Source organism: Azospirillum endophyticum (assembly GCF_016595245.1).
In the GTDB taxonomy this organism is placed as follows: domain Bacteria; phylum Pseudomonadota; class Alphaproteobacteria; order Azospirillales; family Azospirillaceae; genus Azospirillum; species Azospirillum endophyticum.
Genome location: NZ_JAENHM010000073.1, coordinates 276,186 through 293,323 on the forward strand (window position 1 = coordinate 276,186; position 17,138 = coordinate 293,323).

The 17,138-nt window shown below is 64.1% G+C and carries 13 protein-coding genes; 6 read left to right on the forward strand and 7 right to left on the reverse strand.

Annotation, left to right across the window (positions count from 1 at the left end; genetic code table 11):
• Positions 1-56: 56 nt before the first annotated feature.
• Positions 57-1,679 carry an ABC-F family ATP-binding cassette domain-containing protein gene (locus JHL17_RS28195; RefSeq protein WP_200197969.1) on the reverse strand — a complete coding sequence of 541 codons (1,623 nt, stop codon included), beginning with the start codon at positions 1,677-1,679 and terminating at the stop codon, positions 57-59.
• A 285-nt stretch (positions 1,680-1,964) separates the two neighbouring features.
• Here JHL17_RS28195 and JHL17_RS28200 point away from each other — a divergent pair, with 285 nt between their 5' ends.
• Positions 1,965-3,302, forward strand: a complete 1,338-nt coding sequence (locus JHL17_RS28200; RefSeq protein ID WP_200197970.1) for a ParB/Srx family N-terminal domain-containing protein — start codon at positions 1,965-1,967, stop codon at positions 3,300-3,302.
• Positions 3,303-3,496: 194 nt separating this feature from the next.
• Here the strand turns inward: JHL17_RS28200 and cysC are convergent, their stop codons facing one another.
• From cysC to JHL17_RS28215, 3 genes are read right to left on the reverse strand one after another with little or no spacing between them, the layout of a single operon-like run.
• Complete coding sequence (cysC, locus tag JHL17_RS28205) at positions 3,497-5,365, reverse strand: adenylyl-sulfate kinase (RefSeq protein WP_200197971.1); 1,869 nt, start codon at positions 5,363-5,365, stop codon at positions 3,497-3,499.
• A gap of 1 nt (position 5,366) precedes the next feature.
• A complete protein-coding gene (cysD, locus tag JHL17_RS28210) occupies positions 5,367-6,164 on the reverse strand; it encodes a sulfate adenylyltransferase subunit CysD (protein ID WP_098740286.1) in 798 nt (265 codons plus the stop codon).
• Complete coding sequence (locus JHL17_RS28215; RefSeq protein WP_200198486.1) at positions 6,161-6,868, reverse strand: phosphoadenylyl-sulfate reductase; 708 nt, start codon at positions 6,866-6,868, stop codon at positions 6,161-6,163. Before JHL17_RS28215 ends, cysD begins: the two co-directional genes overlap by 4 nt.
• A gap of 275 nt (positions 6,869-7,143) precedes the next feature.
• Between JHL17_RS28215 and JHL17_RS28220 the strand changes: the two genes are divergently transcribed.
• The 4 genes from JHL17_RS28220 (at position 7,144) to JHL17_RS28235 (ending at position 10,349) form a co-directional block, all read left to right on the forward strand.
• Entirely contained in the window at positions 7,144-7,701 is a 558-nt protein-coding gene (locus JHL17_RS28220; RefSeq protein ID WP_200197972.1) for a precorrin-2 dehydrogenase/sirohydrochlorin ferrochelatase family protein, read from the forward strand.
• Between the two features lie 136 nt (positions 7,702-7,837).
• Positions 7,838-8,125, forward strand: a complete 288-nt coding sequence (locus JHL17_RS28225; protein WP_247893870.1) for a DUF2849 domain-containing protein — start codon at positions 7,838-7,840, stop codon at positions 8,123-8,125.
• A gap of 45 nt (positions 8,126-8,170) precedes the next feature.
• Entirely contained in the window at positions 8,171-9,862 is a 1,692-nt protein-coding gene (locus JHL17_RS28230; RefSeq protein WP_200197974.1) for a nitrite/sulfite reductase, read from the forward strand.
• A complete protein-coding gene (locus tag JHL17_RS28235; protein WP_200197975.1) occupies positions 9,849-10,349 on the forward strand; it encodes a DUF934 domain-containing protein in 501 nt (166 codons plus the stop codon). Before JHL17_RS28230 ends, JHL17_RS28235 begins: the two co-directional genes overlap by 14 nt.
• Positions 10,350-10,417: 68 nt before the next feature.
• Here the strand turns inward: JHL17_RS28235 and JHL17_RS28240 are convergent, their stop codons facing one another.
• Positions 10,418-12,376, reverse strand: coding sequence for a calcium-binding protein (locus JHL17_RS28240; RefSeq protein ID WP_200197976.1), 1,959 nt, complete (start codon positions 12,374-12,376; stop codon positions 10,418-10,420).
• A gap of 465 nt (positions 12,377-12,841) precedes the next feature.
• A complete protein-coding gene (mepK, locus tag JHL17_RS28245) occupies positions 12,842-13,477 on the reverse strand; it encodes a peptidoglycan L,D-endopeptidase MepK (protein WP_247893871.1) in 636 nt (211 codons plus the stop codon).
• A gap of 561 nt (positions 13,478-14,038) precedes the next feature.
• On the opposite strand from mepK, the gene JHL17_RS28250 reads away from it, so the two are divergent.
• Positions 14,039-15,346: a pentapeptide repeat-containing protein gene (locus tag JHL17_RS28250; protein WP_200197977.1), complete on the forward strand. Its 1,308-nt coding sequence runs from the start codon at positions 14,039-14,041 to the stop codon at positions 15,344-15,346.
• A 46-nt stretch (positions 15,347-15,392) separates the two neighbouring features.
• Here the strand turns inward: JHL17_RS28250 and JHL17_RS28255 are convergent, their stop codons facing one another.
• A complete protein-coding gene (locus JHL17_RS28255; protein WP_345773895.1) occupies positions 15,393-17,066 on the reverse strand; it encodes a sensor histidine kinase in 1,674 nt (557 codons plus the stop codon).
• Positions 17,067-17,138 lie beyond the last annotated feature (72 nt).

Sequence of the window (17,138 nt, forward strand, 5' to 3'; positions counted from 1 at the left end):
CTGCCAGGGCGGACCGACCGATGCCGACCGGCGGCGGCCAGCGCGTCCGCTTGCGATCAGCTGCGCAGCCCCGGCGCCTCCTGACCGGTGTGTTCCACATACTCGGTGTAGCCGCCGCCATACTGGTGGATCCCCTCCGGCGTCAGCTCCAGCACGCGGTTGGACAATGCGGCCAGGAAATGGCGGTCGTGCGAGACGAACAGCATGGTGCCCTCATACGCCGCCAGCGCCGCGATCAGCATCTGCTTGGTGTCGAGGTCCAAGTGGTTGGTCGGCTCGTCCAGCACCAGGAAGTTGGGCGGGTTGAACAGCATGATCGCCATCACCAGCCGGGCCTTCTCGCCGCCCGACAGCACCCGGCACCGCTTCTCCACATCGTCGCCGGAGAAGCCGAAACAGCCGGCCAGCGCCCGCAGCGAACCCTGGCTGGCCTGTGGGAAATGCGCCTCCAGCGCTTCGAAGATGGTCTGGTCGCCGTCCAGCAGCTCCATCGCGTGCTGGGAGAAATAGCCCATCTTGACGCTGCCGCCGACGGTGACGGTGCCGCTGTCCGGCTCGGCCGCGCCGGCGATCAGCTTCAGCAGGGTCGATTTGCCGGCGCCGTTGACGCCCATGACGCACCAGCGCTCCTTGCGGCGGATGGTCAGGTCCAGCCCCTCGTAGATCGCCCGGCTGCCATAGCCCTTGTGGACGTTCTTCAGAACCGCGACGTCGTCGCCGGAGCGCGGGGCCGGCGGGAAGTCGAAGGTCACGACCTGACGGCGCTTGGGCGGCTCGAACCGCTCGATCTTGTCCAGCTTCTTCACCCGGCTCTGCACCTGGGAGGCGTGCGAGGCGCGGGCCTTGAAGCGCTCGATGAACTTCAGCTCCTTGGCCAGCATCGCCTGCTGGCGTTCGAACTGCGCCTCCTGCTGTTTCTCCTTCAGCGCCCGCTGCTTCTCGTAGAAGCCGTAGTCGCCCGAATAGCTGGTCAGCGTTCCGCCGTCGATCTCGATGATCTTGGTGACGATGCGGTTCATGAACTCGCGGTCGTGCGAGGTCATCAGCAGGGCGCCTTCATAGCCCTTCAGGAAACCTTCCAGCCAGATCAGGCTTTCGATGTCCAGATGGTTGCTCGGCTCGTCGAGCAGCATGGCGTCGGGCCGCATCAGCAGGATGCGGGCGAGCGCCACGCGCATCTTCCAGCCGCCCGACAGCCCGCCGACGTCGCCGTCCATCATCTCCTGGCTGAAGCTCAAGCCCGCCAGCACTTCGCGCGCCCGGCCTTCCAGCTCATAGCCGCCCAGCTCGTCGAAGCGCGCCTGCACCTCGCCGTAGCGCTCGATGATGGCGTCCATCTCGTCGGCGCGATCCGGGTCGGCCATCGCTGCTTCGAGTTCCGCCAGCTCGGCGGCGACGACGCTGACCGGACCGGCGCCGTCCATCACCTCCGCCACCGCGGAGCGGCCGGACATCTCGCCGACATCCTGGTTGAAATAGCCGATGCTGACCTGCTTCTCGATCGCCACCTGCCCGCCGTCCGGCTGTTCCTCGCCGGTGATCATGCGGAATAGGGTCGTCTTGCCGGCACCGTTCGGACCGACCAGCCCGATCTTCTCCCCGCGATTGAGCGCGGCCGAGGCCTCCAGGAACAGGATGCGGTGGCCGTTCTGCTTGCTGACGTTATCGAAGCGGATCATGGGCGGCAGGGGTCCTTGGGGCGTGATGCTTGGGGCGTGTTGGCGGCCCCTTATGCCACAGGATCCGGGGAGGGGGGAGGGTTGATGGGGCGCAGAGATGTGAGATTCAGTTCATGGTGAGGAAGGCTTGAATTTCTCTGTTAAAGAGATTTTTACCAATGAAATTTTCTCTTTCAGCGTTAAAGTCCGCTTTGACTCGCATTGTTTGCACAAGCTAAATTTGATTAGCAACCTTCGTTTTGCGTTAAAGGCCGAAATAACTTTGTTTCTATTGGAGTTGACGTAATGGCTTATCGATTGCTGCCGCTAAATGACCTGCTCGTTAACCGCGCAAATGACCGTCATGGTGAGCTTGAAAATGAGACGGCGGCAATCGCTTGGCTCTTCAATAGTAAAGAAGATCATATGAAAGCATTGGCTCGTGACATCGTTGATGCCGGTGAAATTTATGAGCCACTACTTGTCTCGCCGATTAATGGGAAGTTTGTTGTGTTTGACGGGAATCGTCGACTGACTTGCTTGAAAGTACTCAAGGAACCAAATAAGGCTCCTAATAAAAATCTTCAATCATATTTCTCGTCTCTGAAAGAAAAGAAAAATTTCGTTTTCCCTGATCGATTCATGTGTCAAGTCGAAACTGATAGAGACCGGGTGGATGATATTCTGTTTCGCAGGCATACTGGAAATCAGTCTGGAGTTGGTCAAAGTAATTGGGATGACCGCATGAAGGCAAATTTTGTTAATAGGACTGGAAAAGGAAATGCAGTAAGCGTGGCTGATGAAGTAGAGCAACGTCTTGTTGCTGCAAATATGGCTCCTAAACATAGGAAGCTGCCAAGATCGACAATGAACAGACTCCTATCATCAGAGGCGTTCCGCAATAGAGTTGGGTTTAGCGTGAGTCGGGGAAAATTTGAATACACTCATCAAGAGGATGTCGTGTTGCGGGCATTGCAACGGATTGCTAATGATCTGGCAAGAAGAGAGACGGTTCTTGGAGATATCTGGGATGTGGATGGTAAGCGTGCTTATCTAGATAAACTCGAAGCAGATGGTCTTCTTCCTACGGTCAAAGATAGTCTAACAAAACATAAAGATTTTGGCTCTGTCGATTCTACTAAAAAATCTGAGGATGATGTAAATTCAAAAAAGGCGAAAGCTGCTTCCGTTTCAGTGTCAAAGCCGTCACGAAGAGTGAACCTCATTGCGCGCACAGACTATGGAATCGCATGGCCTGGGCGACTGCAACGTCATCGAGCCATTTGGGAAGAGCTTCAGTTTCATCTTGTTCTGCCTGACCATTCCAATGCAGTTTCAGTTTTATTTCGAGTTCTTCTTGATTTATCTATTGAAAATTATATTAGTCAAAATGAATTGACGGTCGGAGCAAACGATAAGCTATCTTTGCGGGCGTTGAGAATTGCCGAGGATTTACATGCAAAGAAAAAAATTGATCATAAATATTTGGGAGAAATCAAGAAGTTTCAGCATGCAGACCGTTTAATTTCAGCTGATACATTGCACCGCTATGTCCATTCACCAGATTTTGCTCCATCGCCAGATCATCTGGTTGCGCTTTGGGATACGCTTGCAACATTCATTGTGTGTTGCCTAAAATCTTAATTTTAATAACTAAATAAACAAAAATATTATCATTCAGGAGTTATAATATTCAATTATCTTCTGCTAGTGGATTTTCTAAATTCTTCAAATTTATACCAACTTTTATTCCTGACTGTTCGCGTAAATCATCGTGAAAAACACGTCGGGCGCGGTCTTTCCCCCGCGCCCGACGCCTTACCCTATGAAGCCGACCCTCAGATCACATAGGTCAGCTCTTTCCCCGATTTCAGGCTGTTCTTGCCCAGGGTCTCATCGACATAGTCGAGCAGCTGGGCCAGCGCCTCGCTGCGGCTCAGCGCGTCGGTGTCGATCACCAGTTCGGGCTGGTCCGGCGCCTCGTAGGGAGCCGAGATGCCGGTGAACTCGGCGATCTCGCCGGCCCGCGCCTTCTTGTAGAGGCCCTTGGGATCGCGCTCCTCGCAGGTGGCGAGGTCGGCAGCCACATGGACCTCGTGGAAGCGCTCGCCGCCGATCACCCGCGCCCGTGCCCGGTCGGACTTCAGCGGCGAGATCAGCGAGGCGATCACCACCATGCCGGCGTCGGCGAACAGCTTCGCCGTCTCGGCCACCCGGCGGATGTTCTCCGCCCGGTCGTCCGACGAGAAGCCCAGCCCGGCGTTCAGCCCGTTGCGGACATTGTCGCCATCCAGAACGAAGGTCTGCCAGCCGCGATCGAACAGCGCCCGTTCCAGCGCCATGGCCAGCGTCGACTTGCCGGCTCCCGACAGGCCGGTCAGCCAGACGATGCCGCCCTTGTGGCCGTTGGACTGGGCACGCTCCTCCAGCGAGACGGTGTGCGAGACTTCGGTGATGTTGGCCGCCGCGGCGTCCTCGATCTCCACCACCAGGCAGCCGCCGACCACGTCGTTGCCGTCGATCAGCGCTCCGCGGCCGGTGCACGGCAGGTCCGACGCCAGATCGAGCGCGATCGGCGAGCGGGAGCGCAGGACGACCTCCGCCACCTCGTTGCGGTGGACCGACTTGGCCGGCGTGCTGGACAGGTCCTCCACATTGATGGCGGCCGTCACCTGCTCCACCGTCACCCGGTGTTCGGCGGTGGCGATCTTCAGCGTGTAGGTCTTGCCGACCACCAGCGGGTCGGACACCAGCCAGAACAGCCGCACGCTCAGCCGGTGGGCCAGGGTCGGGGCGTCGGCCTGGTGGTGGGCGATGTGGCCGCGCTCGGCGAAGATGCGCTTGTCCAGCGTGATGCCGATGCTCTGCCCGGCCTGGGCCGACAACACCGTTTCGGGATGGTTCCACGCTTCGATGCTGACCACCTTGGCGCTGGCGCCGGTGGGCGAGAAGTGCAGGGTGTCGCCGACGCGCAGGCGCCCGCTTTCGACGCGGCCGGCCAGGATGCGGCGGTCGTCCGGCTTGTAGACGTCCTGCAGCGGGAAGCGCAGCGGCTGGTCGGGCGAGGTCTGCTGCGGGCGGAAGGCGTCGAGCTGCTCGATCACCGTGGGCCCTAGATACCAGTCGGCCTGCTCGCTGCGGCTGACGATGTTGTCGCCGTTGCGGGCGGAGACCGGGATCACCGCCTTGGGCTGCAACCCCAGCTCGGCCAGATAGTCCTTGATCTCCTGCGCCACGGCTTCGTAGCGGCGGCTGGAGAACTCGACCTTGTCCATCTTGTTGACGACGACCGCCACCTGACGGACGCCCAGCAGATGCAGCAGGAAGGCATGGCGGCGCGACTGCTCCAGCGCGCCCTCGTCGGCATCGATCACCAGCAGGGCTGCGTCGGCCTGGGACGCGCCGGTCACCATGTTCTTCAGGAACTCGGTGTGGCCCGGGGCGTCGATGATGACGTAGGGGCGCTGCTTGGTCTTGAAGTGGATCTGGGTGGTGTCGATGGTGATGCCCTGGTCGCGCTCGGCCTGGAGCGCGTCCATGACGAAGGCCCATTCGAACGGCATGCCGCGCTTGCGGCTCATTTCGCGGACCTGCTCGACCTTGCCGTCGGGCAGGCTGCCGGTGTCGTTCAGCAGGCGGCCGATCAGCGTGGATTTGCCATGGTCGACATGGCCGACGATGACGATGCGGAGTTGAGAATGCGGCATCTTACATGTACCCCACGCTGCGCAGGCGTTCGAAGCTGTCTTCGGATTCGTTGTCCATCGCCCGGCCGGCGCGTTCCGGCACGCGGGTCACCTGAAGCTCGGCGATGATCTCGTCGATGGTCGAGGCGGTGCTGTCGACCGGGAAGGTGATGTTCTTCTCGCCGAGCGAGCGATAGCGCTTGCCGTCGCGGGCGAAGTACAGCGGGACGATGGGAATCCCTTCGCGCTGCGAATAGCGCCAGATGTCCAGCTCGGTCCAGGCCAGCAGCGGATGGATGCGGACATGGACGCCTTCGGGGAAGCGCGTCTTGTAATGGTCCCAGAACTCGGCCGGCTGGTCCTTGACGTCCCAGTCGCCTTCCAGCGAGCGCGGCGAGAACACGCGCTCCTTGGCACGGGTCGCCTGCTCGTCGCGGCGGATGCCGACCATCACGCCCTGGTAGGCGTGGTCGCGCAGCAGGTTCTTCAGCCCTTCCGTCTTGCGCGCGGCGGCGCGGGTCAGCGGCGGGAGGGTCTGGTCCATCTCCTCCTCGGGCGGGCATTGCTCGACCTTCAGGTCGAGGTCCCATTCCTTGGTGATGCGGTCGCGGAACTCGTAGACCTCCGGCAGCTCCATGGCGGTGTCGAGCTGCACGACGGGGAAGGGGATGCGGCCGAAGAACGCCTTGCGGCAGAGCCAGAGCAGCGCGTTGCTGTCCTTGCCGATCGACCAGAGCATCGCCAGCTTGTCGATGCGGTTGTAGGCCTCGCGCAGAATATAGATGCTCTGGTTTTCGAGCTGGTCGAGATCGGCGCTCATCGAACGATTCCAATCATGGTGGTGTGTATGCCGCATTCGGTCTTGGCGCTGCCGGCCCAGCGGCCGGAACGCGGGTCGGCACCGGGCGCCACGCGCTCGGTGCAGGTGTAACAGCCGATCGACAGGAACCCGTCGGCCTCCAGCGGGTGGCGCGGCAGGTCGCGCCGGGTGAACTCCTCCTCCAGCCGGTCCTTGTCCCAGTTGGCCAGTGGGTTGACCTTGATGCGGTCCTTCTCCGCCTCAAACAGGGGCAGGGCGGCGCGGGTCGCTGACTGGAAGCGCTTGCGCCCGGTCACCCAGGCCTCCAGCCCGGCGGTGGCGAGCGCGCGATCCAGCGGCACCGTCTTGCGCAGGTGGCAGCAGGCGTCGTAGTCGCGGTTGAACAGCAGGCCGTCCCGGTCGCCGGCGGCGAGGTCGTCGGCAGTCGGCCCAATCTCCCGCACGTCGGTCAAGCCCAGCCGCTTCACCAGCTGGTCGCGATAGCGCAGGGTCTCGCCGAACAGCTTGCCAGTATTCACAAACAGAACCGGGAAATTCGGGGCGGCCTCTGCCGCCAGCGCCAGCAGCACCGCGGATTCGGCGCCGAAGGACGACAGCAGGGCGATCCGCCCGCCGAACACCTCGTGCATGGCGGCCAGCAGCGGAGCGCCTTCCAACGTGCCGTAACCGTCGGTCAGATGCTTCACCCGTGTCGCGGCGTCCATCATCAGCTGCCTTTCGCGGTGGCGTTTAAATCCTACTAAATAAGTAGGTTGTGACTTTCTATTTGCACATTATCACCGGCGGAAAACCCGTGCAACGTAAATACATTCTCTACTTGTTTAATAGGATTGTGCTGCGCTGCAAAGACTTGTGTGAAATATGTTGATTGTCATGCGGCCGCCGGGCTAAATACCGCCATGCACAGGATCCCGGTCATAGACGCCGCACTCGGCCGCACTCGTTCGTCCATTCCGGCATCCATTCCGGGTGCCCGCCCATGATTCCGCTGGCGCTCGACCCGGCCCGGGTAGTGGTTGCGCTGGCCGGCAACGGTCCGCTGGCTTTGCGCCGCCTGACCCAGCTGCGCGACGGCGGGGCCGATCCGCAGGTCTTTTCACCGGAGCCGGACGGGGAATTGGCGGTGCTCGCCGGCGATAGGCTGGTGCGAGCTTTGCCGGGTGCCGCCGATCTGGACAAAATCGGCGTGCTGTATGTCATGGGGCTGGGACCGGAGGCCGAGGCGGCGCTGGCGGAACTGGCGCGGCAACGCCGCGTGCTGGTGAATGTCGAGGACGTCATCCCGTTGTGTGATTTCCACTCGCCCTCCGTGGTGCGGCGTGGCGATCTGGTGATGACGGTGTCCACCGGCGGCCGCAGCCCGACGCTCGCCAGCCTGCTGCGCCAGCGGCTGGAGGCGCTGTTCCCGGAGGCATGGGCGGAGCGGCTGCGCACCATTGCCGAGCTTCGCGACCGCCGACGTGCCGAAGGTGCGTCGATGTCGGAAGTCGCCCGCGAAAGCCGCGACCTGATCGACCGGGAGAAATGGCTGCCATGAATGATGCCGTGGGTGCCGGTATCCCGCCGAATTCACTGCCGGACCGCCGACGGTTCGGGTAAGACACCAAACGCGTTCGAGAACGACCAGCCAGGAGAGCCAGATGTCGGCCAAGGATCGATCGAAGGAAGGATCGATGAAAGCCATCACCGCCAACCGCCTGCGCGACGGAGAAGTCGTGTTCCTGGGCGAGGGCGGTCGGTGGGTCGAGTCCTTCGCCGAGGCTGCGCTGTTCCAGCGCGCCGAGGCCGACGGGGTGTTGGCCGAAGCCAAGGCGAAGGCGGAGCGCGAGCAGTCCGGCGTCGATATCTACGCCTTCGAGGTGGTGGAGCAGAACGGCATTCCGGTTCCAGCGACGATGCGCGAGCGCATCCGCACCGCCGGCCCGACCGTGCGCCTCGATCTCGGCAAGCAGGCCGCCTGATTTTCTGATCGCTGGCCGTTGCGGCGGCCCTGAGGGTTGATCGACATGAACCACATCGCGCCCGGCGCCCGTGCCGGCATCTACCACTACGACGAGATCGACCGGCAGTTCGTCGCCGAGCGCGTCGAGCAGTTCCGCCGCCAAGTCGAGCGCCGCCTGTCGGGCGAGCTGACGGAGGAGGAGTTCAAGCCGGTCCGGCTGATGAACGGCCTCTACCTCCAGCTTCACGCCTACATGCTGCGCATCGCCGTGCCCTATGGCGTGATGTCCGCCACCCAGCTGCGCAAGCTGGCCGCCATCGGCCGCAAGTACGACCGCGGCTACGGCCATTTCACCACCCGCCAGAACCTGCAATACAACTGGATCAAGCTGGAGGACACCCCGGCCATCCTGCATGAGCTGGCCGAGGTCGACATGCACGCGCTGCAGACCAGCGGCAACTGCGTGCGCAACGTCACCACCGACCCCTTCGTCGGCGCCGCCAAGGATGAAGTCGTCGACGGCCGCGTCTATGCCGAGATCCTGCGGCAGTGGACGACGATGCATCCCGAGTTCACCTATCTGCCGCGCAAGTTCAAGATCGCCATCTCCGGCGCCGAGAGCGACCGCGCCGCGGTGCGCATCCACGACGTCGGCCTGCTGGCCCGGCGCAACGACAAGGGCGAGGCCGGCTTCTCCTTCTATGTCGGCGGCGGTCTCGGCCGCTCGCCCTTCGTCGGCAAGCTGGTGCGCGAGTGGGTGGCCCAGGAGGATTTCGTCGCCTACCTGGAAGCGATCCTGCGCGTCTACAACCAGTATGGCCGCCGCGACAACATCTACAAGGCGCGCATCAAGATCCTGGTGCACGAGCTGGGGCTGGAGAAGTTCACCCAGGAGGTGGAGGAGGAGTTCGCGCGGCTGCGCGGCCCGAAATACCGCCTAGACCCGGAGATCGTCGAGGGGGTGCGCCAGCATTTCGCCCCGCCGCCCTTCGAGGAACTGCCCGACCATTCCGAAGCGCTGGAGCGCGCCAAGGCTGCCGACCCGGCCTTCGCCAACTGGCTGGAGGTGAACGTCGCCGAGCACAAGGCGCCGGGCTACGCCATCGCCACCATTTCGCTGAAGCCGGCCGGCGGCATCCCCGGCGACGCCACCTGCGACCAGATGGACCTCGTCGCCGATCTGGCCGAGCGTCACAGCTTCGGCGAGCTGCGCGTCACCCATGTCCAGAACCTCGTCCTCGCCCATGTGAAGAAGGACGAACTGTACGATCTGTGGAAGCGGCTGGACGAGGCCGGTCTCGGCAGCGCCAATGCCGGGCTGATCGGCGATATCATCGCCTGCCCGGGGCTGGATTACTGCGCGCTGGCCAATGCCCGCGCGATCCCGCTGGCCCAGGCGATCTCCGCCCGCTTCGCTGATCCGATCCGCCAGCGCACCATCGGCGAGCTGGGGATCAAGATCAGCGGCTGCATCAACGCCTGCGGCCATCACCATGTCGGTGCCATCGGCATCCTCGGCGTCGACAAGAAGGGCACCGAATATTACCAGATCACGGTGGGCGGCGATCCGACGCTGACCACCGCCATCGGCGACATCCTGGGGCCGGCGGTGACCGAGACCGAAGCGGTGGACGCCATCGAGGCCATCGTCGACGTCTATCTCGCCAACCGCACGGGCGAGGGCGAGCGCTTCGTCGACACCCTCAAACGCGTCGGTCATGCCCCGTTCAAGGAGAGAATCTATGCCGCTGATTGAGAATGGGCGCATCGGCGAGGATGCCTGGAGCTTCATCCCCGATGGCGAGCCGGTTCCCAACGACCGCCCGGTGATCATCAGCTTCGAGCGCTGGCAGGCGGAGCGCGACGGCTTCGAGGGTCGCAATGCCAAGCTGGGCGTGCGGCTGAAGAGCGGCACGCTGGCGGGCGCCATCGCCGCCGACCTCGACCGCTTCGCCCTGGTGGCGGTGGAGTTCGCCAAGTTCCGCGACGGACGCGGCTTCTCCACCGCGCGCGAGCTGCGGGAGCGCTACGGCTATACCGGCGAGATCCGCGCGGTCGGCCATGTCATTCCCGACCAGTATCTCTATCTGGTCCGCACCGGCTTCACCTCGGTCGAGGCACCGGAGGGGACGAACCCGGAGAGCTGGGCGAATGCGCTGACCGAGGTGACCATCGCCTTCCAGCCCAGCCTGGACGACACCGCACCGCTGTCGCTGCTCCGCCGCAAGCTGAAGGTGGGGTAGGGCGGTCTTCATCCGCTCAGGACGAATGGAAAGGCGCCGTCTCCAGCAGGACGGCGCCTTTCCTGTTTTCAGAGGGTGGTGAACCAGGAACTCAACACGTCCTGGGCCATCACACCGGAGAGGGTGACCGTCGACGCGCTGCCGAAGCCCGAAATGTCGAGAACAGCCTCGCCCTGGGCGTTGGCGCTCACCGAGCAATTCTGGAACCAGAGCAGTCCGATCCGATCGCCCTCCGCAGCATTGAAATCGCCCACGACGTCGTTGCCGTCGCCGCTGCCACCGCCGAAGCTGACCGAGAAATCGAACAGGTCGGCACCGGCTCCGCCTTGCAGCACGTTATCACCGCCGCCGCCCCGCAGCCTGTCGTCGCCGTTTCCACCAGACAGCGTGTCGTTGCCGGAACCGCCGGACAGCGTGTCGTCGCCGTCCTCGCCGTCGATCGTCATTGCCAAGTACGCGTAGTCGGCCGTGACGGAGTCATTGCCGACCCCGCCGATGAAATGCTCGATCGAGTGGGAGATGTCCAGATCGGCACCCCCGGCGTAACGGACAATGACCGTGTCGTCGCCATTGCCGCCAAAAAGACGGGCCGAGGTCGCGGTGTCGATATAAAAGCTATCGTTACCGTCCTCGCCGAACAGCACATTCTCGCCGGCCCCGCCGATCAGAACATCGTCGCCGTCGCCGCCGAACAGGGTGTCGTTGCCGGCCCCGCCGACCAGGATGTCGCTCCCTCCGCCGCCGAACATATTGTCGTTGCCGTCGCCGCCATAAAATGTGTCGTTGCCATCGCCTCCCGAGAGGTTGTCGTCGCCGGCCCCGGCCCCGGCCCCGGCGTCGACCTCGACCGCTGTGGCGCCTGCAAAGAAGTTGTCGTTGCCACCGCTGCTGAACACCCGTTCGATGCCGGGATAGCCGAGATCGAGGTGGATGTCGCCGTCTCCCTGGACATAGACGGTGTCGAACCCGTTGCCGCCCTCGACTCGGTCGGCCGCGTCGATATAGAACACGTCGTCGCCATCGCCGCCCGTCAGGGCGTCGGCGCCGGTGCCGCCGGTCAGCGTGTCGTTGAACGCGCCGCCGACGATACTGTCATCGCCGTCTCCCCCGTCGATCGCGAGGCCGGTAATGGCTCCCGTGCCGGTCAGCGTGTCGTTTCCCGATCCGCCATAGGTGCGTTCGATGCTGCAAGCGCTCAGGTCGATATAAATTCCGTCACTGTTCAGGACGATGGCCGTGTCGACCCCGTCTCCACCCTGCAGGGACGCCATGAAGGACATGCCGTAGTAGCCGAAGCCGTCGACGAGGAGGAGGTCATCTCCGTCACCGCCGATCAGAATGTCGGAACCGCCCCCGCCGCTCAGAGTATCGTTGCCCGCTCCGCCGACGATCACATTGTTCAGCGCATTGCCGGTGCCTTCGAAGTCGCCGGTTCCGATGAAGGTCAGTTGCTCCACCTCGGCGCCAAGGCTGTAGGCGTTCAGCGTGGTGCGGATCTCGTCGATGCCATGAAACGGATCTTCTTGGACGATGTCGCCGGCACTGTCCACGATGTAGACGTCGTTGCCATTGCCACCGATCAGCAAATCATTGCCCGAGCCGCCATCGAGCGTGTCGTCACTATGGCTACCGATCAGCGTGTCGAGGCCGCCCCCGCCGATCAGGGTGTTGCTGTGCATCCCGCCGATGATCAGGTTGTCCAGTTCGTTGCCGGTGCCTTCGAAATCGCCGTATCCGGCGAAGGTCAGCTTTTCCAGATTGAAACCGAGTGTATAGGCGTTCAGCGTGGTCCGGACCTCGTCGAAGCCTTGGAGCGGATCCTCCAGGATGGTGTCGTCTGTGTCGTCCACCATGTAGACGTCGTCGCCCATGCCGCCGATGAGCGAATCACTACCGGCGCCCCCATGGAACGTGTCGTCACCATCCCCACCGATCATCAAGTCATTGCCGGCTTCACCATAGAAAGCGTCGTCACCGTCGCCGCCGATCAGCGTATCGTTGCCGCTTCCACCAAACAGGAATCCCATATGCATATCCCCCCGGATTTCGAAGCCAAACGCATGATAAATTGCGCGGAAATCAAGATAGACAATTTATTGGCGGATTGGGCTTCAAAGTGCCACCCATGGCTGTGGCAGTAAGCCGCGTTCCGCGCTTCGCATCAGTTTGGCGGGCGTTCAGAAAGCGGGTGATGACTGTCGGGGAAAACCTGCCGTGCCGACGGGACCGCCATCAAGCCGGTCGTCACGAGGTCTCATGGCAGAATGCCGGCAACGGGCCGGGCATGACCGCCGCCCGCCGTAAATCGGAACCAAAGCCGGCGGCTGCGGTTGGAACTGGATACCGGACCGGATGGCCGGCCAATCCCGCTCTATGGAAGGGAAAGACCCCGAAATGACCATGGCGCCAAATCACATTGGACTCGGCGCCACTTCGAACTGACGGTCTTGAAATACGGGCTGTACCGGACGCGGTATCCCGGGATCGGTGGCTCACCAGTGGCGCAGCGGGCCGACATCCACATGGACGAAGTTGCTGTCGGGGTAATAGCCGACGCCGCCACCGCGCAGGCTCAGCGCCGCACGCTGCAGGCTGCGCGTGGACATGCTCGGGACCCGCAGGTCGATGGCCATGCCGCGCATGTGGAAGCTGTTCTGGGCGACGCCGCTATGGTCGGCCTCGCGCAGCAGCGCGTTGCTCTCCGGCGAGCGGTAGCCGGACACGATCTCGATCGGACCCTTGCGCCCGATCTTGCGGCTCAGGCCATAGACCAGATCCAGCAGCTTCGGATCGATGGGATGGACCGAGTTGGTGCGGTGGTCGCGCAGCACGCGGTTCACCGCCCGCATCGCATCGCGGACATATTTGCCCTTCGCCCAATATTCGGCGTTGATCTTCTCGCCGGTGTGCAGGTTCACCAGGGACAGCACCCGGGGCGGTGCGCGCAGTGCCGCGGCCTCCGCCTCTTCGCTGGTGAACAGGGTTCCTCCGGCAGAGGCGGCGGCGGCCAGACCCAAGCCGGCGCGCAGAAGGGTGCGGCGATCGAGATGACGGCGTTCGGTGGCGTGGCTGTCGCCAACGCTCGGGCGTGCGGCCATGATCGACCGGGCGTCCGTATCCTTCATCATTCTTCCTTCATATCCCGTTTTTCCGCTCCGGCACCCGGAATCCATCGTCTGGACTCCGTCGTCCCGGTTACGGCCAAAGTCACACCCTGGCTAAGGTCAAGGCGCGCTGCGGTGCGTTAATCCGAAAGGTGGGACACTTTTAGGATGCCCGTGGCCTTTTCTGTCAAGAAACCATTGCTTAACCGATGCTGGTTTTTTGGGGAGTCCAGGGATTCCGCCGAACAGCGCGTGGCGCCGGCCGCGTGCTGATTCGCAATTGTTCGCGACCCGTTCGCAAGTGGTTCGATTACAGAACCGTAACCTGCGCGACTCGGGACTGCCGCGGTCCGGTCATGGGGACGGGAGCCTTAGAGGCCTATGGCCGGTCTTATGGCCAAGCTCCTGTTTTCCCTATTCTCCACGCCGGAAATCGCCCTCGGTCCAATGGGATGCGGCAGCGGCAGGCTGCCGAACCTCATCCTCCTAAAGAGAGTGCGCAAAAGGGGGAGTTATTCAGCCTTCGGTAAGGAATGAACCGCATGATTGTCGCAATGTAACCAATTTCACGGCGTCAGCTTGCCCGTGTCGAACACCGCCACTCCGACCGCGTCGTCCGTGTCCTTCTTTCGCCCAGATCAACTGGCCGAGGTGCTGGACCGGCATGCCCGCTGGATCAAGGGCCAGCCGGGCGGCGCCCGCGCCAACCTCGCCATGGCCGACCTGGAAGGGGCGGACCTGTCTCAGCGTGATCTGCGCGGCGCCCGTTTGGTCGGCGCGCGACTGGCACGCGGGCGGCTGAACGGCACCAATCTGGCCGGTGCCGACCTGTTCGGCGTCGATCTCCGCGATGCCGACATCAGCCGTGCCAACCTGATGCAGACCGACCTGCGCGGCGCCCGGTTGCGTGCGGCGGATTTCTCCCACGCCAACCTGAAGGGAGCGGACTTGCGCGCCGGCACGCTGGAGCCAGGCGGCACCGCCCGCCGCGGCGCCGGGCCGGATGCGCAGGACGCCGAGAGCGCCCGCCAGATCCACAAGGCCGCCCTGGCCCGCCTGCAGACCGGCATGACGGCGGAAGGCGGTATTCCCACCGACCTGACCGGCGCCGTCCTGCGCGGCGCCAACTTGTCGGAGGCCGACCTCAGCGGTGCGGTGCTGCAGAATGCCGACCTGTCGGGCGCGGTGCTGAACGGCGCCGACCTGACGGGGGCGCGGCTGAATGGCGCCAACCTGTCGGGAGCGGCGCTGGACGGCACCCGCTTCGACAAGGCCGACATGGTCGGTACCCGGATGGCCGATTGCGATCTGTCGTCCACGCGGATCGCCACGGCGCAGATGACCCGGCCGATCGACAGCATGGGATCGGAGATCCAGCGCGCCATCTTCGACCATGAGCGTTGGATCGACAGCTTCGGCCAGCGCGGCCAGCGCGCCGACCTCGACGGAGCCGACCTCAGCCGCGCCGACCTGCGCAACGTGACCCTCAGTGCCGCGTCGCTGCGCGGGGCGAACCTGTCGGCGGCGGCGCTGACCGGTGCCCGGCTGATGATGACCGACCTGTCCGGTGCCAACCTGGAAGGCGCCAACCTGATGGGGGCCGATCTGTCAGGCGCCAATCTCAGCTATGCCGTGCTGACCGGCGCCGACCTGACGCGGGTGCGGCTGGGTCCGGCAGCGATCAAGGACCCTTCGGGCCGCCCCACCGGGCGCTCCTGGGCCGCCAACCTGATGGGGGCCGACATGCGCGGCGCCCTGCTGGTCGGGACCTGTCTGGTGCAGGCCAACCTGTCCGACGCCAACCTCGACAGCGCCGAGATGGACGGTGCCGATCTTGCCGGCGCCAAGCTGCAGCGCGCCACGCTTCCGGGACGCCCGCCGCGCCGGGGGTAGGGGGAAGCTCCAGTCGCGGCCGGCCTTGTTGCGGCCGGCGGTTCCTTCACGGCAGCCTGATCGTCACCGTGGTGCCGGCACCGGGGGTGCTGTCCAGGGTCAGGGTGCCGCCATGGGCCTCGACGAAGCGGCGGGCCAGCGGCAGGCCCAGCCCGGTCCCGGCCTCGGCCTTGGTCAGGTAGTTGTGGACCTGACGGAACGGTTCCATCGCGATCAGGATCTCGTCCGCGGTCATGCCGACGCCGGTGTCGGTGATCACGATGACCGCTCCCCTGCCGCCGGTACCGGCGGCGGCCTCCACCCGCACGGCGCCGCCGGGCGGGGTGAACTTGATGGCGTTGGACAGGACGTTCAGCACCGCTTGGCGCAGGCGGACCCCGTCCGCCATTACTCTCAGGTCCGGAACGACGGCGACGCCGGTCAGCGCCACGCCCTTGCGCAGGGCCAGTGCCTCGACCAGTCCCAGGCAGTCTCCCAGCAGGTCGCCCAGTGCGACGGACGACGGGAACAGTTCCAGCCGGCCGGCTTCGATCTTCGCCATGTCCAGCAACTCGTTGACGAGATCCAGCAGGTGGCGGCCGGACTGGTGGATCGCGGTGAGATATTCGACATGCTTGGGTGGGGCGGGGCCGAAGATGCCGGACATCAGCGCTTCGGCGAAACCGATGATGGCGTTCAGCGGCGTGCGCAGTTCATGGCTCATGTTGGCCAGGAAATCGCCCTTGGCGCGGTTGGCCGCTTCCGCATGTTCCTTCTCGGACTCCAGCCGGCGGCGCTGTTCGATCAGCACGGCCTCGCGGGCGCGCCGCACCTCCTCCTCGGCGCTGCGGCGCCGGCGGTAGGCGCGCGACACCAGCAGGGCCAGCATCAGGGTCGCCGCACAGGCAAGGGCTCCGCCGCCGATCACCGTCATGCGGGTGGCGTTCAGCTTTCGCTGCACGGCTTCCGACGGTACGCCCAATATCACCGACCAGCCGGTTTCGGCCGAGCGGTGGATGACGGAATGGACTTCCACCCCGTCCCTGGTCCTGCCGAGGAACATGCGGCTGCTGCCCGCCCGGATCCGTGTCTCCAGCGCCGCATAGACCTTCTGGCCGAGATAGGCGGCGGCATCATGCGAGCGGGCGGCGATCAGCATGGTCGGGTCGATGACGGTGACCGTCCATTCGGGCGGGGTGGCACGGGTGCGCAGCGCGCCGCTCAACCCTTCCAGCCCGAGCGCCAGCGACAGGACATAGCGCACCCGGTCGCTCTGCCCCACCGGGTCGTACTGGATGATCGGCGCGCGCAGGATCAGCGACGGCCGGCCGGGCGGCCCGCCGGGCGGCAGCACGCCGCCGATCGTCGCATGCCGGCTTTCGACCACTTGGCGGGTGATCTCGTCCAGCCGGGGCGGCGGCAACGGCTGGACGCCCAGCGGATAGTGGGTGTGGAACAGGAAGCGCCCGGTATCGGCGTCGATCAGACCCATCGCCAGCCAGCCGGCCTGGCTGTGGGTGGCGGTGGTCGTCTCCTGGTACAGCGTGCGCGGATCGTCGGCGTTGGGCTGCAACAGCGACGCCAGCAGTTCCAGCGGCCGCAGCTGGCTCGCCAGCTCCCGGTCGACCGCCAGCGACAGCGACTGGGCGACCGATTGCAGCGCGTCCTCCGTCTCCGCCCGGTCGCGGGTGTCGAGCTGCCAGACCAGGACGGCGCCGAACAGCAGCAGGGGCGCGGTCACGGCCAAACCGATGGCCAGCAGGGAACTGGGTAACCGCAAGCGCAACCGCCGATGCTCCAGGCCGCAGGGGAA